The organism is Streptomyces sp. NBC_01288 (genome assembly GCF_035982055.1).
Taxonomy (GTDB): domain Bacteria; phylum Actinomycetota; class Actinomycetes; order Streptomycetales; family Streptomycetaceae; genus Streptomyces.
The window spans coordinates 8,467,473-8,490,665 of the sequence record NZ_CP108427.1 but is presented as its reverse complement, the minus strand read 5'-3'; the positions used below and the strand labels follow the sequence as shown (position 1 = coordinate 8,490,665).

At 69.9% G+C, this 23,193-nt stretch carries 21 protein-coding genes; 9 read left to right on the top strand and 12 right to left on the bottom strand.

The features are described 5' to 3' along the window. The first annotated feature begins 77 nt into the window (after positions 1–77). From OG194_RS38190 to OG194_RS38170, 5 genes are all read left to right on the top strand, one after another. On the top strand, positions 78–1,640 hold the full coding sequence (locus OG194_RS38190; RefSeq protein WP_327405305.1) for an amino acid permease: 1,563 nt from the start codon (positions 78–80) through the stop codon (positions 1,638–1,640). 296 nt (positions 1,641–1,936) lie between these two features. After that, a complete protein-coding gene (locus OG194_RS38185; RefSeq protein WP_327405304.1) occupies positions 1,937–2,434 on the top strand; it encodes a hypothetical protein in 498 nt (165 codons plus the stop codon). 127 nt (positions 2,435–2,561) lie between these two features. Beyond that, complete coding sequence (locus tag OG194_RS38180) at positions 2,562–2,981, top strand: hypothetical protein (RefSeq protein WP_327405303.1); 420 nt, start codon at positions 2,562–2,564, stop codon at positions 2,979–2,981. 173 nt (positions 2,982–3,154) lie between these two features. Next, entirely contained in the window at positions 3,155–3,649 is a 495-nt protein-coding gene (locus OG194_RS38175) for an excalibur calcium-binding domain-containing protein (protein WP_327405302.1), read from the top strand. 85 nt (positions 3,650–3,734) lie between these two features. Further along, positions 3,735–4,682, top strand: coding sequence for a pseudouridine synthase (locus tag OG194_RS38170; protein ID WP_327405301.1), 948 nt, complete (start codon positions 3,735–3,737; stop codon positions 4,680–4,682). On the opposite strand, the gene OG194_RS38165 is transcribed toward OG194_RS38170, so the two are convergent. The 6 genes from OG194_RS38165 to OG194_RS38140 all read right to left on the bottom strand — a co-directional run bounded on the left by OG194_RS38165 (position 4,676) and on the right by OG194_RS38140 (position 10,163). Then, positions 4,676–6,163 (bottom strand): cytochrome P450, encoded by a 1,488-nt coding sequence (locus tag OG194_RS38165; protein WP_327405300.1) that lies wholly within the window; start codon positions 6,161–6,163, stop codon positions 4,676–4,678. The genes OG194_RS38170 and OG194_RS38165 overlap by 7 nt on opposite strands. A gap of 52 nt (positions 6,164–6,215) precedes the next feature. After that, on the bottom strand, positions 6,216–6,836 hold the full coding sequence (locus tag OG194_RS38160; protein WP_327405299.1) for a GTP-binding protein: 621 nt from the start codon (positions 6,834–6,836) through the stop codon (positions 6,216–6,218). After that, a complete protein-coding gene (locus tag OG194_RS38155; protein ID WP_327405298.1) occupies positions 6,817–7,221 on the bottom strand; it encodes a DUF742 domain-containing protein in 405 nt (134 codons plus the stop codon). The genes OG194_RS38160 and OG194_RS38155 overlap by 20 nt, the downstream gene beginning before the upstream one ends. After that, positions 7,218–7,625 (bottom strand): roadblock/LC7 domain-containing protein, encoded by a 408-nt coding sequence (locus tag OG194_RS38150; RefSeq protein WP_019066134.1) that lies wholly within the window; start codon positions 7,623–7,625, stop codon positions 7,218–7,220. The genes OG194_RS38155 and OG194_RS38150 overlap by 4 nt, the downstream gene beginning before the upstream one ends. Beyond that, positions 7,622–9,208: a sensor histidine kinase gene (locus OG194_RS38145; RefSeq protein WP_327405297.1), complete on the bottom strand. Its 1,587-nt coding sequence runs from the start codon at positions 9,206–9,208 to the stop codon at positions 7,622–7,624. Before OG194_RS38145 ends, OG194_RS38150 begins: the two co-directional genes overlap by 4 nt. Positions 9,209–9,527: 319 nt before the next feature. Then, positions 9,528–10,163: a TetR/AcrR family transcriptional regulator gene (locus tag OG194_RS38140; protein WP_327405296.1), complete on the bottom strand. Its 636-nt coding sequence runs from the start codon at positions 10,161–10,163 to the stop codon at positions 9,528–9,530. A gap of 208 nt (positions 10,164–10,371) precedes the next feature. Here OG194_RS38140 and OG194_RS38135 point away from each other — a divergent pair, with 208 nt between their 5' ends. Genes OG194_RS38135 through atzF form a run of 4 tightly spaced genes read left to right on the top strand, consistent with a single transcriptional unit; the run spans position 10,372 to position 16,971 of the window. Then, positions 10,372–11,196, top strand: coding sequence for an urea amidolyase associated protein UAAP1 (locus tag OG194_RS38135; protein WP_327405295.1), 825 nt, complete (start codon positions 10,372–10,374; stop codon positions 11,194–11,196). Next, positions 11,193–11,792, top strand: coding sequence for an urea amidolyase associated protein UAAP2 (locus OG194_RS38130; protein ID WP_327405294.1), 600 nt, complete (start codon positions 11,193–11,195; stop codon positions 11,790–11,792). The genes OG194_RS38135 and OG194_RS38130 overlap by 4 nt, the downstream gene beginning before the upstream one ends. Then, entirely contained in the window at positions 11,789–15,298 is a 3,510-nt protein-coding gene (locus OG194_RS38125) for a 5-oxoprolinase/urea amidolyase family protein (protein ID WP_327405293.1), read from the top strand. The genes OG194_RS38130 and OG194_RS38125 overlap by 4 nt, the downstream gene beginning before the upstream one ends. Positions 15,299–15,318: 20 nt before the next feature. Further along, positions 15,319–16,971: an allophanate hydrolase gene (gene atzF / locus OG194_RS38120; RefSeq protein ID WP_327405292.1), complete on the top strand. Its 1,653-nt coding sequence runs from the start codon at positions 15,319–15,321 to the stop codon at positions 16,969–16,971. Positions 16,972–17,076: 105 nt separating this feature from the next. On the opposite strand, the gene OG194_RS38115 is transcribed toward atzF, so the two are convergent. The 6 genes from OG194_RS38115 to OG194_RS38090 all read right to left on the bottom strand — a co-directional run bounded on the left by OG194_RS38115 (position 17,077) and on the right by OG194_RS38090 (position 23,189). Further along, positions 17,077–19,941 carry a DEAD/DEAH box helicase gene (locus OG194_RS38115; protein ID WP_327405291.1) on the bottom strand — a complete coding sequence of 955 codons (2,865 nt, stop codon included), beginning with the start codon at positions 19,939–19,941 and terminating at the stop codon, positions 17,077–17,079. An 85-nt stretch (positions 19,942–20,026) separates the two neighbouring features. Further along, entirely contained in the window at positions 20,027–20,989 is a 963-nt protein-coding gene (gene tatC / locus OG194_RS38110) for a twin-arginine translocase subunit TatC (RefSeq protein ID WP_327405290.1), read from the bottom strand. A gap of 48 nt (positions 20,990–21,037) precedes the next feature. Further along, complete coding sequence (gene tatA, locus OG194_RS38105) at positions 21,038–21,319, bottom strand: Sec-independent protein translocase subunit TatA (RefSeq protein WP_033283742.1); 282 nt, start codon at positions 21,317–21,319, stop codon at positions 21,038–21,040. Between the two features lie 259 nt (positions 21,320–21,578). Continuing rightward, on the bottom strand, positions 21,579–21,773 hold the full coding sequence (locus tag OG194_RS38100; protein ID WP_327405289.1) for a hypothetical protein: 195 nt from the start codon (positions 21,771–21,773) through the stop codon (positions 21,579–21,581). A gap of 19 nt (positions 21,774–21,792) precedes the next feature. Continuing rightward, the gene (locus OG194_RS38095) at positions 21,793–22,098 is read right to left on the bottom strand and encodes a hypothetical protein (protein ID WP_327407346.1); all 306 of its coding nucleotides are present in this window, start codon (positions 22,096–22,098) and stop codon (positions 21,793–21,795) included. A gap of 74 nt (positions 22,099–22,172) precedes the next feature. After that, positions 22,173–23,189, bottom strand: coding sequence for a helix-turn-helix transcriptional regulator (locus OG194_RS38090; RefSeq protein ID WP_327405288.1), 1,017 nt, complete (start codon positions 23,187–23,189; stop codon positions 22,173–22,175). Positions 23,190–23,193: the final 4 nt, after the last annotated feature.

Genomic DNA, 23,193 nt, shown 5'->3' with positions numbered 1-23,193 from the left:
CTAATTTCTGTCACCCGACAGGAATTCAGCTGTCGCCGTCAGGATTCCGCTCTCCTGCGCCGAAGGCAGGTGCCGCCGTGACCACCACAGCCCCCTCCGACATACGCCCCGACCCGCCCCACTCCCCCTCCCCCGACGACGGCTCCCTCGCGGAGTTCGGCTACCGCCAGGAGTTGCACCGCAGCCTCGGCCGGTACGCGTCGTTCGCGGCCGGTTTCTCCTTCATCTCCGTACTGACGACCGTCTTCCAGTTCTTCGCCTTCGGGTACGCGTTCGGCGGCCCCGTCTTCTTCTGGGCCTGGCCGATCGTGCTGGCCGGCCAGCTCCTGGTGGCCGCCTGCTTCGCGGAACTGGCCGCGCGCTACCCGATCTCGGGCGCGATCTACCAGTGGTCGTCCCGCCTCTCCAACGCGACCTTCGGCTGGTTCGCGGGCTGGATCATGGTGATCGGCCAGATCGTGGTGGTGGGAGCGGCCGCCCTGGCCCTCCAGATGGTGCTGCCGGCGATCTGGTCGGGCTTCCAGCTGGTGGGCGGCGACCCGGCACCCACCTCACCGGACGGCGCGGCGAACGCGGCGGTCCTGGGCGTGATCCTGCTGGTCCTGACGACGCTGGTGAACATCCTCGACAACCGCGTGATGTCGGTGATCAACCGGGTCGGGGTGACGGCCGAGATCATCGGCGCGATCCTGATCGTCGTTCTCCTCCTGACCCACTCGAAGCGCACCCCGACCATCACCTTCCACACGACCGGCAGCCTGGAGGGCGGACTGCTCGGCGCCCTGCTGGTCGGCTCGTTCACGGCGGCGTACGTGATGATCGGCTTCGACAGCGCGGGCGAGATGAGCGAGGAGACCCACAACCCGCGCCGCACCGCGCCCCGCACGATCCTCACCGCGCTCACCGCGGCGGGCCTGCTCGGCGGCCTGATCATCCTCGGCGGCCTCCTCGCCGCCCCCAGCCTGACCGACGGCCACCTGGGCGTCGACGGCCTCAGCTACGTCCTCACGAGCAGCCTCGGCGACGGCGTCGGCAAGGCCCTGTTGGCGGACGTGGTGGTGGCGATCGCGGTAGCGACCCTCGCCATCCAGACGGCGGCCTGCCGCATGCTCTTCTCGATGGCCCGAGACGGCCAACTCCCCTTCTCCGCCCGCCTGTCCAAGGTCAACCCCCGCACCGGCATGCCCAGCGCCCCGGCCATCGTCGTGGGCATCCTCTCGGCCGCCCTGCTCCTCCTCAACTTCGCCTCCCCGGACGCGTTCCTCGCCATCGGCACCACCTGCATCGTGATGCTGTACCTGGCCTACGCGATGGTGACGGGCCCGTTGCTGTTCCGCCGCGTGCGGGGCGAGTTCGAGGTGGCGGGCACGGACGAGACGGGCGCGCGCCTCTTCTCCCTGGGCCGGTGGGGGGTACCGGTCAACGCGCTGGCGCTGCTCTACGGCCTTGTCATGACGGTCAACCTGGCGTGGCCGCGGGCTGCCGTGTACGACCCGGCGGGTGGGCACTGGTACTTCCAGTGGTTCACGGTGTTGTTCCTGGTGGTGACGGTCGGGGCCGGCTTCGGGTACCGGGCGTACCGGGCCCGCACGGTCGCGACGGAGGCTCCTGAGGCGGTCCTTCCGGAAGCGACTATGTAGCGTCCACTGCGGTGTTCTCTCCGGTCGGACGGGGGCACGTGTACCTGTCGAGCGTGATGCTCGGCTTCGAGTGGGCGGGTCCAGAAGGTCCCGGAGGGCTGTGCGGTGTGCACCCCTCCGGGACTCGCACACGTTCCGGCTCCGCGCTCGCGGGCTTCCCGATGCGCTCCCGCTTCGCGCACCTCGAAGGGGAACGGATCCGAACGAACCATCACGGACCGGCAACAACCGCCCGCGCTCGGTAAGCGGCCTGGCACTGTGACCCCACGCAACACCCGCACCACCAGGGGGACTTCATGCGCCGTACCGTCCTGCCCATCACCGTCATCCTGCTGACCGCCGCTTGCAGTGGCAGCCCGAAGGCCGGCACGGCCGTCGACTCGGGCGGCAGAGCGGCCGAGCCCCTCACGGCCGGCAGCGCGTTCACGAAGCTCTCCGTGACCGTGACGTCCGCGAAACAGTCCGGCACCGTCACCGCGGCCGACGATCCGAACCATCTCCTCGGCCGGCCGAATCAGTACACGTCGAAGGTGACGTTCACCGATTCGCGGATCGCGGCGTCCGATGTGGCGGGTACGTCGAAGGGAGATGTGGAGCGTGGTGGCGCGATCGAGGTGTTCACCGACCCGGCGGACGCGACGTCACGCGCCAAGTACATCCAGGCCATCACCAAGTCGATCCCGGCGTTCACCGAGTACGACTACGTCCACGGGCCCGTGCTCGTCAGGGTGTCGCACTACCTGACCCCGAAGCAGGCCGCCGAGTACAAGACGGCTCTCAGTAAGGTCAGTTGACAGCCTCGTCGGCAGTACGGGCTGGTTGCGGGTCCGCTGTACCGCTGTACCGCCGTCGAAAGTGTTCGGGATCGCGGGGCCCTCGGACAGGGCCCGTTCCCTCCGCCGGAGAGATGATGACGACCTCATGCAGCACATCCTCGACACACCAGGACGGCTGACGGACCGGGGTCGGCGTTTCCTCGCCGCACGAGCCCGCACCGTTCCTTTCCCCACGCGGGACAACCCGGACGACACCGAGGTCATCGCCCGGCTCGCACCGTTTCCCGAGGCGGACGCCACGGTGCTGCTCGCCGGGCTCCGGCAGGCCCAACACCGCTACGGCGGGCTGGTCTATCCCACCTCTGCCTGGTCGTTCCAGGAGGAGATTCGTTTCCAGCCGTGGCCGTCCTTCGAGAAAAGCGCGGAGCACGGGCCGCTGGCGGGGTTCATCGCCCACGAGGTGGCGCACCCGACGGGTTTCGCGTACACCTGTGGCGGACGTTCGCGGAACTGTTCCAGCAGGAGGGGCAGGCCAAGTGGGGCCTGTGGGCCAGGGACGAGGTAGGTCTGCGGGCAGCCCGTCGGTTCCTCGCGGGAAACGGTCTTCGGTGACATATGACACCGGGCAGGCCGCCAGAGCCTGAGCCGCAGAGCGGACGTGCGTGATCCTCGGCAGCTTCCTCGCCGCGCGGAAAAGCCGTTGGGGTGCTCCCCTGAAAGGGGAACCCGGAGGCGGCCATGGACAGTTCGCAGCAGCGCGGGTGGGGGAACAGAACGACGTCGCACGGCGGTCCGGACCAACCGCCGCCCGAACGCAATCCGTGGCGCCGAGTGCCGTGGTGGCTCTACGTCATCGGCGCGTTCACGGTGATCATGGTGCTCGCTCTCGTCACGGATCCGTCCTCCGCGTCCAGGCCGTCGCCCTCGGACACGGTGACAGCGACCGAAACCGAGACGAAGACAGAGCTGGTACCCGGGCCGACCGTCACCTCCACCGAGACGATCGAGGAAACCGTACCGGCCAAGCACACAACCAAGCCGTCACAGCCGACCGAGCACTCAGTCAGGCCGTCGAAGCCCGCCGAGCCCTCGGACAACGGTTACGCGTACTACGAGGACTGCGATGCCGCCCGAGCCGCCGGCGCCGCGCCGCTCCACCGAGGAGATCCCGGGTACCGACCCGAGTTGGATCGAGACGGAGACGGCGTCGCCTGCGAGCCGTACCACGGGTGACCGCCTCGGTGCCGCCTCTGCGCTGGCTCTGCGCTGGCTCTCGAAGCAGCCCCCCGCCCGACCCCACCGCCTACCCTTGACCCCAATGACCCGAAAGCGCCGTATCCCGCCCTCCCCCCTCCCCCAACGCGACGGAGTGGACCCGGTGCGGGTCCGTCTGCCCCCCGATGAGGCCTGGACCACCGTGCGCGAGTACCTGGTGGACCGGCTCTCAGGGGCGGGCGACGGGGTCGTCGATCAGATGATGGACGACGGGCTGTTCGTCGGGGTGGACGGGACGAGTGTGGCCGGGTCGCCGTACGAACCCGGGATGTTCGTGTGGTTCCACCGGGAGCTGCCCGTCGAAGTGCCGGTGCCCTTTCCCGTGGACGTCGTGTACCGCGACGAGCACATCGTCGTCGCCGACAAGCCGCACTTCCTCGCGACCACCCCGCGTGGCAGCCACGTCGTCGAGACGGCATTGGCGCGGCTGCGCAGGGAGTTGGGGATCCCGGCGCTCGGGGCCGCGCACCGGCTCGACCGACTCACCGCGGGGCTCGTGCTGTTCACGGTGCGGCCCGAGGAACGGGGCGCGTACCAGGCGCTGTTCCGGGAGAAGCGGGTGCGGAAGGAGTACGAGGCCGTCGCGCCGTACGACTCCGGGCTGGACCTGCCGACCACCGTGCGGTCCCGGATTCTCAAAGAGCGCGGGGTGATGGCCGCGCAGCAGGTCGAGGGTGAGGTCAATGCCGTCAGCCGGGTCGAGTTGGAGGAAGAGCGGGGGGACGGGCTTGCCCGGTACCGGTTGACGCCCAGTACCGGGCAGACTCATCAACTGCGGTTGCACATGAGCGCGTTGGGCGTGCCCATCCTCGGTGATCCGCTGTATCCCGTGGTCGACGACCCCGTGGCGGACGGTGATTTCCGGCGGCCCCTCCAACTGCTGGCGCGGGCCCTGGAGTTCACCGATCCGGTCACGGGGGCCGAGCACCGGTTCCGTAGCGGGCGGGTGCTCGAAGCCTGGTCCTCGTACGAGGACTGGGCCGGTCAGTAGCCCCGCCACCACCTCAAGAACCGCTGCCACGCGCCGAGTTGGTGTACCGGTTCCGGAGTCACCACCGGCTCCGGCGGTGCCGTCGGCTCGGCGGCCCCGGGCATCGCCGCCGATGTCGGCTGCGGGTCGGACTGCATGCCGACGTGCCAGGTGTGGCGGGGTTGCGGAACCGCCGCGTGGCCCGGCTTCTCCGAGACGTCCTGCGGGGGCTTCGGGGCGAACTGCACCGGCAGCTCCACCAGGTGGCGGGACGCGATCGACGCCGTCCAGCTCAACTCGGCCTCGTCGCAGTCGAGTTCGATGTCCGGGAGACGCATCAGCAGCGCGTCCACCCCGGTGTCGGCGATGGCGCGGCCGATGTCCTGGCCGGGGCACTCGTGCGGGCCGCCGCCGAAGGCCAGGTGGGAGCGGTTGCCCATCATGTTGGCCTTGAGGTCGGGGCGTACCCGGGGGTCGACGTTGCCCGGCGCCGGCGCGAAGAGCAGGCCGTCGCCCTTGCGGATGCGCTGGCCGCCCAACTCCGTGTCCTGCTTGGCGAAGTAGGCGAAGACGGTGGAGAACGGCGGCTCGTCCCACAGGGACTGCTCGACCGCCTCCGGCACCGTCATCTGCCCGCCGTTGAGCTGGGCGCGGAAGCGCGGGTCGGTGATGACCATGCGCAGCGCGTTGGCGAGGAGGTTGGTGGTGGCCTCGTAGGCGGCGAAGAGGACGAGCCGCAGGTGCTCCCTGACCTCGTCGTCGCTGAGCCCCGCCGGGTGCATGACGAGGTGGCTGGTGAAGTCGTCCGCGGGTTCGGCCCGGCGCAGCGCGGTGAGCCGGCTGAGCGCGTCCATGACGTACTGGTGGCTGACGATCGCGGTGGCGGTGCCCTTGAGGGCGTCGCGGGCCGCCTCCACCATCTGGTCGTTGTACTCGTCGGGCATGCCGAGGATCTCGCACAGCACGGCCATCGGCAGGTGTTCGCAGAACTGGCTAACGAGTTCGGCGTGGCCCTGCTCGCAGAAGGTGTTGGCGAGGATCTGGGTGTAGCGGTTGATGTGCCGGCGGATGCCGCGCGGGTCGATGGTCGACATGGCGCCGGTGACCGCGCCGCGCAGCCGCAGGTGTTCGTCGCCCTCGGCGTGCGAGGCGATGGGCTGCCAGGCGATGTGCGGCATCAGCGGGTGGTCGGGCTTGACCATGCCCTCACGCAGCGGTGTCCAGACCCGGCTGTCCCGGCTGAACTGCGAGGGCGTACGCACCATGTGCAGGTTCTCGGTGTGGCCGAGGACGACCCAGATCGGCACGTCGTCATGCAGCAACACCGGTGCTACGGGGCCGTGTTCGGCGCGGAGCTTCTCGTAGAGGGCGCCCAGGTCCGCCGCTTCGGGGCCGTACAGCCGGTGCAGTCCCCCGGGCCCCTGGCCGTGCGCGGGGCAGCCGGGGGGCGGGCCGAGCCTGGTGTCGTCCGTATCGGTCGGAAAGTGGTGTTCAGGCGTCACGGTGATCGCTCCGGGAGCTGAAGTGGATCCGGTGTCGGGGGAGTTGGGCGGGTCAGGTCAGTGAGCCCGTCATCGCCAGGGAGTGCAGGAAGCGCATCAGGGTCATCAGGACGTCCCGGCTGGAGGCGCGGCGGCGCGCGTCGCACTCGATGATGGGGATGTCCGGGGACAGGTCGAGCGCCGTACGCAGGTCCTCGATGGGGTAATGCGGGCCGTCCGGGAAGGAGTTGACGGCGATCACGAACGGCACCCCGCGCTCCTCCAGCCGTCCTATGACGTCGAAGCTGACTTCGAGGCGCCGCGTGTCGATGAGCACCACCGCGCCGAGCGCGCCCTCGAACAGCCCGTTCCACAGGAACCAGAAGCGTTCCTGGCCGGGGGTGCCGAACAGGTACAGCACCAGTTGGTCGGTGATGCTGATGCGGCCGAAGTCCATCGCGACGGTGGTGGCCGTCTTGCTCTCCGAGCCGTAGTTGTCGTCGACGCCGACGCCGGCCTGCGTCATGGTCTCCTCGGTGGTCAGCGGCCTGATCTCGCTGACCGAACCGACCATGGTCGTCTTGCCGACCCCGAAGCCGCCGACGATCACGATCTTCACCGCGGCCTGGGCCGTGTGCGGGAGATGGTCCTCGGTCCGAGGGCCCGTGACGGTGTCAGAGCTTTTGAAGTCCATGCATCACCGCTTCGAGGAGGGAACGGTCGGGGAGCGCCTGGCGGACGATCGGGGCGCGCGCCTGCACCAGTTCGGCCGTCAGCAGCTCGGTGAGCAGGACGGTCACCACGCTGTACGGCAGGTTGAGATAGGCCGACAGCTCGGCCACGGACAGGGGGGCGATACAGAGCCCGAGCAGGGCCGCCTGCTCCGGAGTGGCCGACTGCGGCGCGTCGGAACGCGCCACGATCAGCGTGACCAGGTCGAGTTCGGCCCGGTCACCGTCCTCGGTCGCGCCGGTGAGCACGTACAGCCGCTCCGGGATCTTTCCTTCGCCCTGCTTCTTGGCGGGCTCGGGCGGCGGCCCGTCCGTCGGATGTCGCCGCTGGCGTTGCGGAGGAGTCATACGGTCTGCCCGTTGCGCCTCGGCGGGCTGGTGAGGTGGGCGCCGATTCTGACGACGAGGTCGCGCATGCGGTTGCTCATCAGGCCGGGCTCGGCGACGACGTCGGACAGGACGGCCAGGTAGGCGTTGGCGCCCGCGGCCATCAGATAGAAGTAGCCGCCGTTGATCTCGATGATGACCATCTTCATCCGGCCGTCGCTGCCCGGGATCTCCGAGGCGACGGCACCCGCCAGGCTCTGAAGTCCGGCACAGGCCGCGGCGACGCGGTCGGCGGCATCGGGGTCGCCGCCGTAGCGGGCGATGCGGAGTCCGTCGGCGGAGAGCACGACGATCTGCTGGATGCCGGGCACGCCGTCGGCGAGATCCTTGAGCATCCAGTCGAAGTTGGCTCGCTGCTGGATCACTTGAGGTCCCCCTCGTCGTCGGCCTCGACTCGGGCCGGCTCGGTCTTCTGGGTGAAAGCGGTCGGGTCCGGGTCACCCTTGAGGCCTTCCATGAACGCCTCGACCCACAGGCCCGGTTCGGGTTCGTCCTTCTTCTCCGGCTCGGGCTCGGGCGTGCCCCAGGCGGAGCGGGCCTCCCGTGCGGCGGCCTCGGCGCGCTCGGCGGCGGCCTGTTCGGCGTACCGCTGGGCGAGCGGGACCTTGACCCGGCTGCGGCGCTGCGGCAGGCCGCCCGCCGTCCACTCGGTGACCTCGGGAACCTCGTCCTCCATGCTCACCGAGGCCGGGATGCGCGGGCTCGTGGGGCGGCGCCGCTTGATCGTGCGCTTGGGGCCGTCGACCGCGCCGAGTTCGGCCTTGGGCATGGCGGTGGCGCCGATGCCGTGGGCGAGTCCGGGTGCGGTGCCGGGGGTGAGCATCTCGCTGGGCACGATGAGGACGGCGCGGACGCCGCCGTAGGCCGAGGCGCGCAGCGAGATCTGCATGTTGTACGTCGCGCAGAGCCGGCCGACGACCTGGAGGCCCAGGCGCGGACTCTCGCCGAGGTCCTGGAGGTCGGTGCCGGCCTTGGCGCGCTCCAGCATGCCCTCGGCCCGCGCGCGCGACTCCTCGCTGAGGCTGACGCCGCCGTCCTCGATCTCGATGGCGACACCGGTCTGCACCTCTACGGCGGTGACGTGCACCTTGGTCTGCGGGGGCGAGTAACGCGTGGCGTTGTCGAGGAGTTCGGCCGCCGCGTGGATGACCGGCTCGACGGAGATGCCGCGGATGTTGACCTTGGCGATGGAGTGCAGCTCGATGCGCCGGTACTCCAGGATGCGGGACATGGCGCCGCGCAACACGCTGTACAGCGGCACCGGTTCGGGCCACTGGCGGCCCGGGCGGCCACCGCCGAGCACCGAGATGGAGTCGGCGAGACGACCGATCAGCGCGGTGCCGTGGTCGATGCGCAGGAGGTCGTCGAAGACCTCGGGGTTGCGTCCGTGGTCCTCCTCCATCTCCCGGAGTTCCTTGGCCTGTTGGTGGACGATGGCCTGGACACGGCGGGCGATGCTGACGAAGGAACGCTGCGCGGAGTCACGCATGTTCTCCTCGCGCTGGACGATGTTGAGCACCGTCCTGAGCAAGTCGCGCTGCGGCTGCGGAAGTTGCCGCCAGTCCGGATCGGCGTCGACGACTTGGCGAATCACCTCTCCGGGGGATTCTCCGCTGCTGAGCCGGTAGAGCGTGGCGGGCAGGATCTCCTTGCCGAGCCGGAGCATCTCCACGTTCTGGTCGGCCAGCCGCCGCTCCAGATACGCGGTGTGACGGTCGTGCTCGGCGCGGGCGTCCCGCAGGTTGCGTCCGCGGCGTACGGCTTCGGCCGCTGTCACGATCACCAGGAGGGTGGCGACGGCTCCGCACCAGCCGACGGCGATCCGGGCAGGCCCCGCCACCAGGGCGACGGCGGCCCCGGTCGCCGCGGCCATCACTATGGCAGGCGGCAACAACACGCGCGCGTAGGGAAGTTCACGGCCACGGGGGGGCGATTGAACACTCACCATGTATGCCCTCTAAAGACAGGTCGGCTGGGGGGAAGGGGGAAATCTGGGGGGAGCTTCTGTATCTTTTGCATGTTTGGGAACAAGCGCACGAATACAGCCCAACTCGGTGCGCTGCGGGCGAGCTTAGTCCGACCGGATCACCGCTGTGTCATATTCAGCAAGCCCCTGAAAAGGGACATGGAAGAGGAGTACCCTCAGCCCATTTACACGCTGAGGCTTCATTCGCACACAGCGAGTTACGGCGTACGGACATGCGAATATCACTCACCGTAAGGAGTGAAGCCCCGGTTCCGGCTCGGGTTCAGGGCCGGATCGCGGCTCAGATTCCCGCGATGCGCAGCGCGGCGTCGGCCGTCGCCTCCGCGAAGGCGGACACCGGCCGCTCGGGGTCGGAGCGGTGCACGAGGATGACGCCCTCGATCAGCCCGAACACCAGATCCGTCCGCAGCTCCAACTCGCTCTTCGCGAGCGCTCCACCGGCGGCCGTCGCGGCGAGCAACTGCCGGTAGGCGTCCTTGAGTTCGGCGCGTACGGCATGGAAGCCGGCGAACCGCTCGGCGCGCACTTCGGGCAGCAGATACAGCCCGCCCAGGTTGTGCGAACCGCCGCACAGCAGCTCGACATCCGTACGGCACAGCTCCCACAGCCGACCCTCGGCCGACGTGGCGTCGTCCGCGAGGAGTTCCCGGGCGTACGCCAGCGAGGGCGTGACCGTGGACTCCAGGAGGTCCGCGAGCAGCTCCTCCTTGCCGGAGACGTAGTGGTACATCGACGCCTGCCGCATGCCCGCGCGCTCGGCGACGGCCCGGGTGGTGGTGGCCGCGTAGCCGCGGGTGGTGAACAACTCGGCGGCGGCGGAGAGGAGTTCGGCACGCGGTGCGAGCCCGCTGTCCGGCCGCTGATCGGCCCGCGGCCTGCCGACCCGGCGGCCCCCCTGTGCACCCGTTGTCCCCATGCGTTCGATCCTCGCACACGGCCCCGGACGGCGAACGCCCACCGAATGCGCGCCGAGTGGCCGCCGGACTCCCGGTGATCTTCGTGAGGGCTCGGTAACCGAGCGGCAACACCCGGGCAACCCCGGCGACCCGCCCGCCTCCTAATTTCTGTCGAGCGACAGAAATGCCGCACGACCACGACGTCCCCGCAGCCGGAGGTCCCCCGCGATGGCGACAGCGACCACTTACGGAGCCCGCGACCACGCCCGCGCCCAGGAGGGCAAGCGGGCCGAGGCGATGCCCGTCGTCCCGGCCGGCGACTGGCCGGCCCCGCCCTGCGAGGCGGGCCACCTGGTCTGGGCCGAGACGGTGGCGGGCGGCAACTACACCCACCGCGTCCTGGCCCGCGGCACCGAACTCCGCCTGACCGACCTGCGCGGCGACGCCTGCGCCCACCTGCTCCTGTACGCGGCCGACCGCCCGTGGGAGCGCCTGAACGTCGCCGACACGGTCAAGGTCCAGTGGAACGCCTACCTCGGCGAGGGCCGGCTCCTCCTCTCCGACCAGGGCCGCGTCCTCGCCTCCCTCGTCGCCGACACCTCCGGCCGCCACGACGCGCTGTGCGGCACCTCCACCCTGGTCCGCAACACCGAGCGCTACGGCGACGGCACTCCGCAGTCCGACTCCCCCGCCGGACGCGAGTTGTTCAAGCTCGCCGCCGCCAAGAACGGCCTGGAACCACGGGACTTGCCGCCCTCGCTCTCCTTCTTCCAGGGCGTCGAGATCCGCGACGACGGCTCCCTCGACTTCACCGGCTCGACCGGCCCCGGCGGCAGCGTGACCCTGCGCGCCGAACAGGACGTGACGGTACTGATCGCGAACGTGCCGCACCCGGCCGACCCGCGCGACGACTACGTCAACTCCCCGCTGGAGGTGCTCGCTTGGCGCGCCGAGCCCACCGAGCCGGGCGACCCGCTGTGGGAGGCCACGCCCGAAGGCCACCACGCGTTCCTCAACACCACGGAATTCCTTGCCGCAAGGGGGCTCGCATGAGCACGACCGTCGTTCCCGCCCGCGCCGCCTGGTCCGCCGTCATCCGCACCGGCGAGACCCTCACCGTCACCGACCTGCACGGCAACCAGGCCGTCGACTTCCTCGTCTACGACGCCCACGACACCTCGGTCCGCTACAGCGCCCCCGACACCATCCACGCCCAGGGCAACCTCTTCCTCACCACCGGCAGCGTGCTGATGTCCAACGAGCACACCCCGCTGATGACCGTCACCGCCGACGAGGTCGGCCGCCACGACACGGTCGGCGGCGCCTGCTCCAAGGAGTCCAACACCCTGCGCTACGGCCACCACACCTGGTCGCAGCACGCGTGCGTGGACAACTTCCTCGCGGAGGGCGCCCGTTACGGCCTCGGCAAGCGCGACCTGGTCTCCAACATCAACTGGTACATGAACGTGCCGGTCGAGAAGGACGGCACCCTCGGCATCGTCGACGGCCTCTCCTCCCCGGGCCTCAAACTGACCCTGCGCGCCGATCGCGACGTCCTGGTCCTGGTCTCCAACTGCCCCCAGATCAACAACCCTTGCAACGGCTTCGAGCCGACGGCCGTGGAGATGACCATCGGGGTCCCGGAATGACCTTCGACACGCTGCTGATCGCCAACCGGGGCGAGATCGCCGTCCGCGTCATCCGCACGGCCCGCGAACTCGACCTCCGCACGGTCGCCGTGTACTCCGACGCCGACCGCTCGGCACCCCACGTACGGCTCGCCGACGAAGCGGTACGACTCGGCCCGGCACCCGCCAAAGAGTCGTACCTGGACGCCGACCTGGTCCTCAAGGCGGCCAAGGACACGGGCGCGGGCGCGATCCACCCCGGCTACGGCTTCCTCTCCGAGGACGCGGCCTTCGCACGCCGCTGCGAGGACGCCGGAATCGTGTTCGTGGGACCGACTCCCGCACAACTGGAGCTCTTCGGCGCGAAACACACAGCGCGCGCGGCGGCCGAGGCGGCAGGAGTCCAACTGGCGCCCGGCACAGGCCTGTTGGCAGACCTGGACGAGGCGCTCGCCCAAGCCGCCCTGATCGACTACCCCGTCATGCTCAAGGCAACAGGCGGAGGCGGCGGCATCGGCATGTCGGCCTGCCACTCCCCCGCCGAACTCACCGAGTCCTGGGAGCGCGTGCAGCGTGTCGCCGCCGCCTCCTTCTCCTCCGCCGGCGTCTTCCTGGAACGCCTCGTCGAACACGCCCGCCATGTCGAGGTACAGGTCTTCGGCGACGGCGAGGGCAAGGTCGTCACCTTCGGCGACCGCGACTGCTCCCTCCAGCGCCGCAACCAGAAGGTGGTGGAGGAAGCCCCCGCACCCGGCCTCCCCGACCACATACGCACCCAACTGGCCACCTCCGCCCGCGACTTGTGCGCCTCGGTCGGCTACCGCTCCGCCGGCACCGTCGAGTTCGTCTACGACGCCGCCCGCGAGGAGGCCTACTTCCTGGAGGTCAACACCCGCCTCCAGGTGGAACATCCGGTCACCGAGGAGATATACGGCGTCGACCTGGTCGCCTGGATGCTACGGCTGGCCCAGGGCGAGCCCGACGTCGTCCGCGACCCCGGCACCCCGCGCGGTCACGCCGTCGAGGCCCGCGTCTACGCCGAGGACCCGTCCCGCGAACACCGGCCCAGCGCGGGCCTGTTGACCCGGGTCGAGTTCCCGGACGGCGTACGCGTCGACGGCTGGGTGGAGACCGGCACCGAGGTGACCACGTCGTACGACCCGATGCTCGCGAAGGTCATCGCCTACGGCCCCGACCGCGCCCACGCGCTCCAACGCCTCGACGAGGCACTGGCCCGCACCCGCATGGACGGCATCGAGACGAACCTCGGCCTGCTCCAAGCGGCGCTGGCCGAACCGGACTTCAAAGCGGCCACCCACTCCACGGCGACCCTCGCCACCATCACCGACCCCACCTCTCGCATCGAGATCGTCTCCGGCGGCACCCTCACCACGGTCCAGGACTGGCCAGGGCGCACCGGCTACTGGCAGGTCGGCGTCCCCCCGTGCGGCCCGATGGACGACCTCTCCTTCCGCCTCGGCAACCGCGCACTCGGCAACGACGAAGGCACCCCCGGCCTCGAATGCACGCTCCAGGGACCGACGTTGAGGTTCACCCACGCCACCACGGTGTGCGTGACGGGCGCCCCGGCACCGGTGACGATCGACGGAACTCCGGTCCCGCAGTGGGAGCCGGTGACGGTACCCGCGGGCGCCACCCTGGAGATCGGCGCCCCGGCCGAACACGGCCTGCGCACCTACGTGTTGTTCGCGGGCGGCCTGGACGTCCCCGCCTTCCTCGGCAGCGCGAGCACCTTCACCCTGGGCCGCTTCGGCGGCCACGGCGGCCGGGCCCTGCGCACCGGCGACGTCCTGCACGGCGGCACGATCACCGAGGGCACACCCGTACCCACCGCCGACCGCCCGACCTTCACCGCCGTCTGGGACGTAGCAGCGGTCGAAGGCCCGCACGCGGCACCGGAGTTCTTCACCGCGGACGACATCCGCGACTTCTACGCGGCCGACTGGAAGGTCCACTTCAACTCGGCGCGCACGGGCGTCCGCCTGGTCGGCCCGAAGCCCCGCTGGGCCCGCACCGACGGCGGCGAGGCGGGCCTGCACCCGTCCAACATCCACGACACCCCGTACTCGGTCGGCGCCGTCGACTACACGGGTGACATGCCGGTGCTCCTCGGCCCCGACGGCCCGTCCCTCGGCGGCTTCGTCTGTCCCGCGACGGTCATCAGCCAAGAGCGTTGGAAACTGGGCCAGTTCAGGCCGGGCGACACGGTCCGCTTCGCCCCGGTGAACGTCGACGGCTCGCCCCGCCCCGACATAGTGGACGGCGGCATCCTCGCCAGGGACGGAGACGTCACCTTCCGCCGCAGCGGCGACGACAACCTCCTCGTCGAATTCGGCCCCATGCAACTGGACTTGGCGCAACGCATGCGGGTCCACGCCCTGATGGAAGCGGTGGCGGAGGCCGACTTCGAGGGCGTCACGGACCTCACCCCAGGCATCCGCTCCCTCCAGATCCAAACGGACCCGAGCCGTCTCCCCCAGTCCGAACTCCTCAGCTCCGTAAGGGAGACAGCGGCGGCACTCCCGCCCACGGACCAACTGATCGTCCCCTCCCGCACGGTCCACCTCCCCCTCTCCTGGGACGACCCGGCAACGCGCGAGGCGATCGCCCGCTACATGGCAGGCGTCCGCGACGACGCGCCCTGGTGCCCCTGGAACATCGAGTTCATCCGCCGCGTGAACGGCCTGGACTCGGTCGAGGACGTCTACGGCACGGTCTTCGACGCGGAATACCTCGTACTCGGCCTGGGAGACGTCTACTTGGGCGCACCCGTGGCCACCCCCCTGGACCCCCGCCACCGCCTGGTGACGACGAAGTACAACCCGGCCCGCACCTGGACGGCCGAGAACTCGGTCGGCATCGGCGGGGCGTACCTCTGCGTCTACGGCATGGAGGGCCCCGGCGGCTACCAGTTCGTGGGCCGTACGACCCAGGTGTGGTCGGGCTGGCAACAGCGCGGCGCGTTCGAGCAGGGCTCCCCGTGGCTGCTCCGCTTCTTCGACCGCATCAAGTGGTACCCGGTGGAAGCGGACGAACTCCTCGATCTCCGGGCCGACATCATCTCCGGCCGCTTCGTCCCGCGCATCGAGGAGGGCACGTTCTCGCTCGCCGAGTACGAGGCGTTCCTCACCGAGAACGCCGAGTCCATCGCGGAGTTCAGATCCCGCCAGCAGACCGCGTTCGGCGCGGAACGCGATGCCTGGGAGGCGGCGGGCGAGTTCACACGCGCGGAGGCCGCAGCCACCCCGGCACCACCGCAGGCCGAGGTGACGGTCCCGGCCGGCGGACGCCTGGTGGAAGCCGAATTCGCCGCGTCGGTATGGCAGTTGAATGTGGAGCCGGGCGACGAGGTGACAGTCGGCCAACCCCTCCTGGCCCTGGAGGCGATGAAGATGGAGTCCAGGGTCCACGCCCCGATGGCCGGCATAGTCACGGAAATCCTGGCCAGGCCCGGAGACCAGGTCGAGGCGGGCACGGCGCTGCTCGTCCTGGCCCCCGCAAGCTGAACCGCAAGGAGCAAGAAGAGATGTCGACCACCGTGTCCCGAGTCCGAGCCGCCTACGCCCGCATAGAGGCGGTGAACCGCCCAGAGATCTGGATCGACCTACGCCGGCAACCGGACGTGGAGTCCGAGGCGAGGGCGATCGACGAGCGTGTATCGGCAGGCGATCAACTCCCTCTCGCGGGCCGCCTGTTCGCGGCCAAGGGCAACATAGACGTCCACGGCCTACCGACAACGGCGGGCTGCCCCGCCTACGCCTACGAGCCGTCGGCCGACGCCCCGGTGGTGGCCCGCCTCCGCGCGGCCGGCGCGATCGTGCTCGGCACCACGAACCTCGACCAGTTCGCCACGGGCCTGGTCGGCACCCGCTCCCCGTACGGCGCGGTCCGCAACGCCCACGATCCCGAGCGGATCAGCGGCGGCTCCAGCGCGGGTTCGGCGGTAGCGGTGGCCCTGGGCATCGTCGACTTCGCCCTCGGCACCGACACCGCGGGCTCGGGCCGGGTCCCCGCCGCGTTCAACGGCATCGTCGGCCTCAAGCCCACCCGGGGCCTGGTCCCGACGGCGGGCGTGGTCCCGGCCTGCGCCTCGATCGACTGCGTGACGGTCTTCGCCCGCACCCTCCCCGAGGCCGAACAGGCCCTGTCCTTCATGACCTCCCCACCCGCCCGCGCCCTCCCGCCCCTCCCCCAACGAGCGCCGGGCCCCTGGCGCATAGCGGTCCCCCCACGAGACCAACTGGGCGAACTGGACGAGGGCTGGGCGGAGGCCTACGAGGAGGCAGTCACCCGCCTCCGAACGGCAGGCGCCGAGATCCGCCCCCTGGACCTCACCCCGTTCACGGAAGCGGCGGCGATGCTCTACCAGGGGGCGTTCGTGGCCGAGCGCTACACAGCGGTGGGGGCATTTATCGACAAGGCGATCGCATCCGGCACCGAGGGCCTAGACCCCACGGTCACCGGCATCATCACCCGAGCCCGAGACATCCCGGCCCACCAGCTGTACGCGGACGAGGAGCGCCTGGCCGCCCTCCGCACCCGAGCCCTCTCCGAACTGGCCGACGCGGACGCCCTGTTGCTCCCGACAACTCCAGGTCACCCGACCCTGGCCGAAGTAGCCGAAGACCCCCTCGGCGCGAACGCCCGCCTGGGCCGCTTCACCAACTCCACCAACCTCTTCGACCTGGCGGCAGTAGCAGTCCCGTCGGGCGAGGTGAACGGCCTCCCCTTCGGGGTAATGCTGATCGGCCCGACGTTCACGGACAACCGCCTGGCGCAGATCGCCCGCGACCTGAACTCAACGGTCCAACTGGCAGTCGTAGGAGCCCACTTGACGGGCCAGCCCCTGAACCCCCAACTCCTGTCCCTGGGCGCCACCTTGGACCGCACGACCACAACGGCCCCGGTCTACCGCCTACACGCCCTGACAACAACTCCGCCCAAGCCGGGCTTGGTTCACGTCGGCGAGGGCGGAGCGACGATAGAGACGGAGGTATGGCACCTACCGGCAGAGGGCCTGGGCCGCCTGCTGGCGACCCTGCCCCGCCCCATGACCTTGGGCAGCGTAGAGCTGGCAGACGGCACAAGCGTCCCGGGTTTCTTGTGCGAGCCGGCGGCGCTGAAAAACGCCGAGGACATCACAAGCCACGGCGGCTGGCGACCGTACCTGAGCTCTTGAAGAGGCGCGAGGCCAACCCTCTTAGGGGCGCGGGGCTGTGTCGATATGCGGCTCCGCCGCGTGGGCGCGACCAGCCACAGCGAACCCGCACCCGCCCCCAAACCGCTACCCCACCGACGAGTACGCCACAACCCCCCGCAGCAACAACTCCACAGCCTTACGCGCATTCTTGGCCACGGTAGATGACGCCTCCCCGCCAGTAACCGGCGCCGCAGCAGAAATCTGCCCCAACACATCGATCACCTGCTTACACCACCGAACAAAGTCCCCGGCAGGCATCTCAACCTCCCGAAGCACCTCGTCCAACCCCTTCCCACTGGCCCACATATACGCGGCCCAGGCAAACCCAAGATCAGGCTCCCGCTGCCCGACCCCCTCGGTCTGAGTGATCCGGAAGTCCTCCTCAAGGGCGTCGAGCCGCCCCCAGATCCGCACCATCTCCCCGAGCGCGGCCTTGGCCGCACCCGACGGCACCTTGGGAACAGTCGCGTCGTCGCTGACCCGCGCCTCGAACACCAACGCCGAGACACACGCGGCGAGTTCGGCAGGAGCAAGCCCCTCCCAGACCCCCTCCCGCAGACACTCACTGGCCAGCAGATCAAGCTCGCCGTACAGCCGCGCCAGCCGCTTCCCGTGCTCGGTGACCTCGTTGCCCCGCAGATAGTCAAGGTCGGTCAGCAGCGCGACGATCCGGTCGAAGGTCCGGGCGATCGTGTTCGTCCGCCCCTCGATCCGCCGCTCCAACTGCGTGGTGTCCCGCTGCAGCCGGTGATACCGCTCGGCCCAACGCGCGTGATCCTCACGGTCGTTGCACCCATGACACGGATGCGCCCGGATCGCCGTACGCAACTGCGCGATCTCCCGGTCGTCCGCGGCCTGCGAGCGCTGCTTGCGGGCCCGCTCCGGCGGAATGTGCCCGGCCTTGGTGCGCAGCGCGGCGGCGAGGTCCCGACGGGACTGCGGGGAACGGGCGTTGAAGGACTTCGGGATCCGCATCCGCTCCAACGCCTCGACGGGGACGGGGAAGTCCATCGACGCGAGCCGCTTGACCTGCCGCTCGACGGTCAGGACCAGCGGACGCGGTCCGTCGTGCTGCTCGAATCCGCGATGCCCGTTGGACCGCCCGGCGGGCAGTCCCGGGTCCAACACCAGCGCCAGACCGGCGTACTTGCCGGTCGGGACATGGATGACGTCACCCGGCTTGAGCTTCTCCAGCGCCACGGCGGCCTCAGTACGGCGCTGTGCCACGCCCTGCCGGGCCAGCTCGGTCTCGCGGTCCTTGAGCTCGCGGCGCAGCCGCATGTAGTCGTCGAAGTCGCCCAGGTGGCAGGTCATGGAGTCCTTGTAGCCCTCCAGACCCTCCTCGTTCCTCTGCACCTGCCGCGAGATCCCGACGACCGACCGGTCGGCCTGGAACTGCGCGAAGGACGTCTCCAGCAGCTCCCGCGACCGGTGCCGCCCGAACTGCTCGACGAGGTTGACCGCCATGTTGTACGACGGCTTGAAGCTGGAGCGCAGCGGATACGTGCGCGTGCCGGCCAGTCCGGCGAGGTGCTCGGGGCTGATCCCGCGCTGCCACAGCACGACGGCGTGGCCCTCGACATCGATGCCGCGACGGCCGGCCCGGCCGGTCAGCTGGGTGTACTCGCCGGGGGTGATGTCGGCGTGCTGCTCGCCGTTCCACTTGACGAGCTTCTCCAACACCACCGAGCGCGCGGGCATGTTGATGCCGAGCGCCAGTGTCTCCGTGGCGAACACGGCCTTCACGAGCCCGCGCAGGAACAGCTCCTCCACGACCTCCTTGAACGTCGGCAGCATGCCCGCGTGGTGGGCCGCGATGCCGCGCTCCAGGCCTTCCAGCCACTCGTAGTACCCGAGGACATGCAGGTCCTCGTTCGGGATGGACGCCGTGCGCTCCTCGACGAGCGCCCGCACCTTCTCCCGTGCCTCGTCGTCGTTGAGCCGCAGCCCGGCGTACAGACACTGCTGTACGGCGGCCTCGCAGGCGGCGCGGCTGAAGATGAACGTGATGGCGGGCAGCAGGTCCTCGTTGTCCAGCCGCTCGATGACCTCGGGGCGGCCCGGTGTCCACACCCGTGACCGCGATCTGCGCTCCCGCTCCCGGTCGGCCTCGCGCATGGCACGGCCGCGCTTGCGGTCCTGGTACGAGGGGCGCTGCGCCTCCATGCGGGCCAGGCGCGTGAGGTCGGGGTTGACCGCCTTCTTGCTGCCCTCGCCCTCCTCGAAGAGGTCGTACATCCGCCGCCCGGCGAGCACGTGCTGGAACAGCGGCACGGGCCGGTGCTCGGAGACGATCACCTCGGTGTGACCGCGGACGGTGTCGAGCCAGTCGCCGAACTCCTCCGCGTTCGACACGGTCGCCGACAGGGAGACCAGGGTCACCGACTCGGGGAGGTGGATGATCACCTCTTCCCATACGGCGCCGCGGAAGCGGTCGGAGAGGTAGTGCACCTCGTCCATGACCACATAGCCGAGGCCGAGGAGGGTCTGCGAACCCGCGTACAGCATGTTGCGCAGCACCTCGGTGGTCATCACGACCACCGGGGCTTCGGAGTTGACGCTGTTGTCGCCCGTGAGCAGGCCGACCTTGTCCGCGCCGTAACGGCGGCACAGGTCGGCGTACTTCTGGTTCGACAGTGCCTTGATCGGGGTCGTGTAGAAGCACTTCTTGCCCTGCTGGAGGGCGAGGTGGACGGCGAACTCGCCGACGATCGTCTTGCCGGAGCCGGTGGGCGCCGCGACCAGCACGCCCTTCCCCGCTTCGAGCGCCTGGCAGGCCTCGATCTGGAAGGGGTCGAGACCGAAGTCGTACATCTCGCGGAAGTCCGCGAGCGCGGTGGCCTGCTCGGCTGCCCGCAGGCGGGCTGCCGCGTACCGCTCGGCCGGGGAGAGGTCCTCTGTCATCGTGCTTTCGAGCGTACCGGGCGCCACTGACAACAGGACGATCATTATCCGTTCCCACGAGTCCTCCACACACGGAGACCGGCCGCCCGCGCTGCGGGAACGGCCGGTCTCGGTGGAGTTCGGAAGGTGATCAGGTCACGTCGTCATACCCGTTGACCCGGTCGGAACCCGTGCCGCTCGCCTGCTCGGGCAGAGCTGCCCGGCCGGCCGAGACGGCTTCGATGTCGCCGATGTCCTCGGGGGTCAGGTCCAGGTCCGAGGCCTCGTCGTCGTCCGGTCCGTCCGCCTCGCGGCGGCGCTTGCGCCGGTCGTTGAGCAGAGAGAAGACGACGGCGCCGAAGTACAGCACCCAGATCGGCCCGGCCAGCGCCAGCATGGTCAGCGGGTCGGTGCTGGGGGTGGCGACGGCCGCGAAGACCGTGATGCCGAGGATCATGGCGCGCCACCAGCCGAGCATCCGCTTGCCGGTCAGCGCCCCCGTGAGGTTGAGCATGATCAGCAGCAGCGGCAGCTCGAAGGAGAGGCCGAAGACCAGCACCATGCGCGTGACCAGGTCGAGCAGGTCGTCCAGTGGCAGCAGGTTGTCGACACCGCTCGGCGTGAAGCCGATCAGCACCTTAGCCGTGGTGGGCAGCACCTTGTAGGCGAAGTAGGCGCCGCCGAGGAACAGCGGAACGCCGGTGCCGACGAAGGAGAGCGCGTACTTCTTCTCGTTCTTGTGCAGGCCCGGCGCGACAAAGCCCCAGAGCTGGTACAGCCAGACCGGGGAGGCCAGTACGACACCGGCCATCAGGGACACCTTCAACGCCAGCGTGAACGGCGTCAGCAGACCGTTGATCGTGATCTGCGCACACTGCTGGGTCTTCGCCGACGACCTCGACAACTGCTCGAAGTTCTGGGAGCAACCGACCGAGTGCAACACCGGCTTGGTGATGATGTTGACGATGTCGTTGTAGAAGAAGGCGGCCACGCAGGTCACCACGATGATGGCGAGCATCGCCTTCGCGAGCCGGTTGCGCAGCTCGCGCAGATGGTCCGCGAGGGGCATCCGCCCCTCGGGGTCCTTCTCCTTCGTGCGGGCAGACTTAGGCAACCCACGTCCTCATCTCGTGCGGCAGGCCGAGGGGGTCCCGGCCCTGCGTCAGCGCTTGGTCGTGTCCGACGGCTCGGTGACGGGACGCGCACTGGTCACGTCGCCGGGGGCCGCCTGGATGGTGCGCTGCACGGACTCGTCGGTGTTCGGCGGGCCGGCGGGGGTGGGCGTGGTGTTGCCCTCTTCCTTCATCGCCTTGGCTTCGCTCTTGAGGATGCGGGCGGACTTGCCGAGCGAGCGGGCCATGTCCGGAAGCTTCTTCGCGCCGAACAGGAGCACGATGACGACGAGGATGAGAATGATCTCGGGTGCTCCGAGCCTTCCGAACATAAGTCTTTACCTTCTCACCGAGGCGGCTGGGGTGGGGTGCTGTCCGATCGATCGGACATCTGTCCGACCTTCGTGCTGCCAGCGATCGTAACGCTCAGGGGTAAACGTGAGGCAATCCCCGTGCGTACTCCCGGTCCGCGCTCCGGGCCTCGTTATCCGGACCGCGATCAGCAGCGTACCCGCCTCCACCGACAACGTGACAGGGCAAAGTGACGCGAAGCGCATGAGGCGCGCAACTCACACCCCGCCCATATGTGACTCACAGTGCGTCCACGGAACGCGCCGTGGATGCCGCCGCCCGCTCCAGGTCCTCTGCCGCCCGGTTGATGCGCTGCGCGGAGTCCGTGACCTGGAGTCCGAGCCGCCGCGCCTCCAGGAAGACCCGGACGGCGAGCACGCCGAGCACGGCGAGACCCAGGAAACCAACAGCTACCGCGACCATCGCCCAGAACATGGGGCGAGCCTAGACCCTGCTACCCGACGGAGGTCAGCCGCAGGGTCCGGACCCCGCCGCCGGTGAGCAGTTCGACGATCCGCTCCCCCGCGGGCTTGCGTACGGCCGTGCCGCAGTCGGGGCAGGTGAACGAGTAGAAGGTGGTGCGGCTGGTGGCGCCGATGGCGAGGCGCAGGGCGCTCGCCGCCAGTTCGAAGTTGCCCCGGCAGTCCGGGCAGCCCGCTCTGAACATCACGGGGACCACGCTCTTCATCCCGGCGAACGCGGCGGCCACCGTCATCTCCGGACCACCCGGGACACCAGAGACCCCCGGGACACCCGTCATAGTCGACTCGCTCACAGCCCCTGCTCCCTCTTTCCTTGGTCGTTCGCCTCCGGGGCGCTTTCAGCCGTTACGGCTCACTCCGGCCTCTCGTCAACACCGTGCACCGCGTCAGCAACACCCTGCGGACCGTCGTAGGCGGCCAACGCCTCGCGGGCGGCCCGGCGGGCGCTGTCGGCGAGGTCGCTCGGGGAGACGATCCGGCCGTCGCGCCCGAGCCGCAGGGCCAGGCGTCTCAGGGACGTCGGGTCGGGGGTGCGCAAGGTAATACGCAGCCCGCCGTCGGGAAGCTCATCGGCACTGTCGTGCGGGTAGTACTCGGCGACCCAGCGCCCACCCGGGCCGACCTCGACGACGACCTCGGGGTCCTCGGCGGCGGGCTGGACCAGCGCCTCCGACAGATCCCGCAGTTCAATCTCGGGCGGGGCGGACGGCTCGTCGAGGATCTTGATCTCGGCGACCCGGTCGAGGCGGAAGGTGCGCCGCGCCTCGGAGCGCCGGCACCAGGCCTCCACGTACGTGTGCCCGACGCTGACCAGCCGGATGGGGTCGATCTCCCGCTCGCTCAACTCGTCGCGGGCGGGCGAGTAGTAGCGGATCCACAGGCGGCGGCGCTCCGAGATCGCGCGGTCGACGTCCGCGAAGACCCCGCCCTCGGACTCGAAGGTCACCGAGAGGCGTGCGCTGGCCCCGGCCGCCTCACCGGCCGCCGCCTCCACCTTGGCGTTGGCCCGCAGCAGCGCCTGCCGGTCGCTCTCGCGCAGGCCCGGGAGGGTCGACACGGCGCGGGCGGCCACCAGGAGGGCGGTCGCCTCGTCGGCGGCGAGCCGGAGCGGTTCGGCGACGTCGTCCGGGTTGTGCCACCAGATGCGGTCGCCGTCGGTGTCGATGTCGAGCAGGTCGCCGCCCCGGAAGCTGGTTCCGCACATGGGCAGCACGTCGAGGTCGGAGACCAGCTCGTCCTCGGTGATCCCGAAGGCACGGGCGACGTCCTCGATACGTGCTCCGGGGCGCTCCTTCAGATAGGTCACCAGGGAGAGCATCCGCCGGGTCTGGTCGATGGCGTTGACGGGCCTGACCGGTTTGCCTGCCACAGTT

Bases quoted from the DNA above. Each gene is read 5' to 3' on its own strand.
- OG194_RS38115 (WP_327405291.1), bottom strand. From the start codon at position 19,941: ATGATCGTCCTGTTGTCAGTGGCGCCCGGTACGCTCGAAAGCACGATG.
- OG194_RS38095 (WP_327407346.1), bottom strand. From the start codon at position 22,098: ATGACGGGTGTCCCGGGGGTCTCTGGTGTCCCGGGTGGTCCGGAGATG.
- OG194_RS38180 (WP_327405303.1), top strand. From the start codon at position 2,562: ATGCAGCACATCCTCGACACACCAGGACGGCTGACGGACCGGGGTCGG.
- OG194_RS38155 (WP_327405298.1), bottom strand. From the start codon at position 7,221: ATGACTCCTCCGCAACGCCAGCGGCGACATCCGACGGACGGGCCGCCG.
- OG194_RS38135 (WP_327405295.1), top strand. From the start codon at position 10,372: ATGGCGACAGCGACCACTTACGGAGCCCGCGACCACGCCCGCGCCCAG.
- OG194_RS38185 (WP_327405304.1), top strand. From the start codon at position 1,937: ATGCGCCGTACCGTCCTGCCCATCACCGTCATCCTGCTGACCGCCGCT.
- OG194_RS38100 (WP_327405289.1), bottom strand. From the start codon at position 21,773: ATGTTCTGGGCGATGGTCGCGGTAGCTGTTGGTTTCCTGGGTCTCGCC.
- OG194_RS38125 (WP_327405293.1), top strand. From the start codon at position 11,789: ATGACCTTCGACACGCTGCTGATCGCCAACCGGGGCGAGATCGCCGTC.
- atzF (WP_327405292.1), top strand. From the start codon at position 15,319: ATGTCGACCACCGTGTCCCGAGTCCGAGCCGCCTACGCCCGCATAGAG.
- tatA (WP_033283742.1), bottom strand. From the start codon at position 21,319: ATGTTCGGAAGGCTCGGAGCACCCGAGATCATTCTCATCCTCGTCGTC.
- OG194_RS38160 (WP_327405299.1), bottom strand. From the start codon at position 6,836: ATGGACTTCAAAAGCTCTGACACCGTCACGGGCCCTCGGACCGAGGAC.
- OG194_RS38175 (WP_327405302.1), top strand. From the start codon at position 3,155: ATGGACAGTTCGCAGCAGCGCGGGTGGGGGAACAGAACGACGTCGCAC.
- OG194_RS38140 (WP_327405296.1), bottom strand. From the start codon at position 10,163: ATGGGGACAACGGGTGCACAGGGGGGCCGCCGGGTCGGCAGGCCGCGG.
- OG194_RS38130 (WP_327405294.1), top strand. From the start codon at position 11,193: ATGAGCACGACCGTCGTTCCCGCCCGCGCCGCCTGGTCCGCCGTCATC.
- OG194_RS38170 (WP_327405301.1), top strand. From the start codon at position 3,735: ATGACCCGAAAGCGCCGTATCCCGCCCTCCCCCCTCCCCCAACGCGAC.
- OG194_RS38145 (WP_327405297.1), bottom strand. From the start codon at position 9,208: ATGGTGAGTGTTCAATCGCCCCCCCGTGGCCGTGAACTTCCCTACGCG.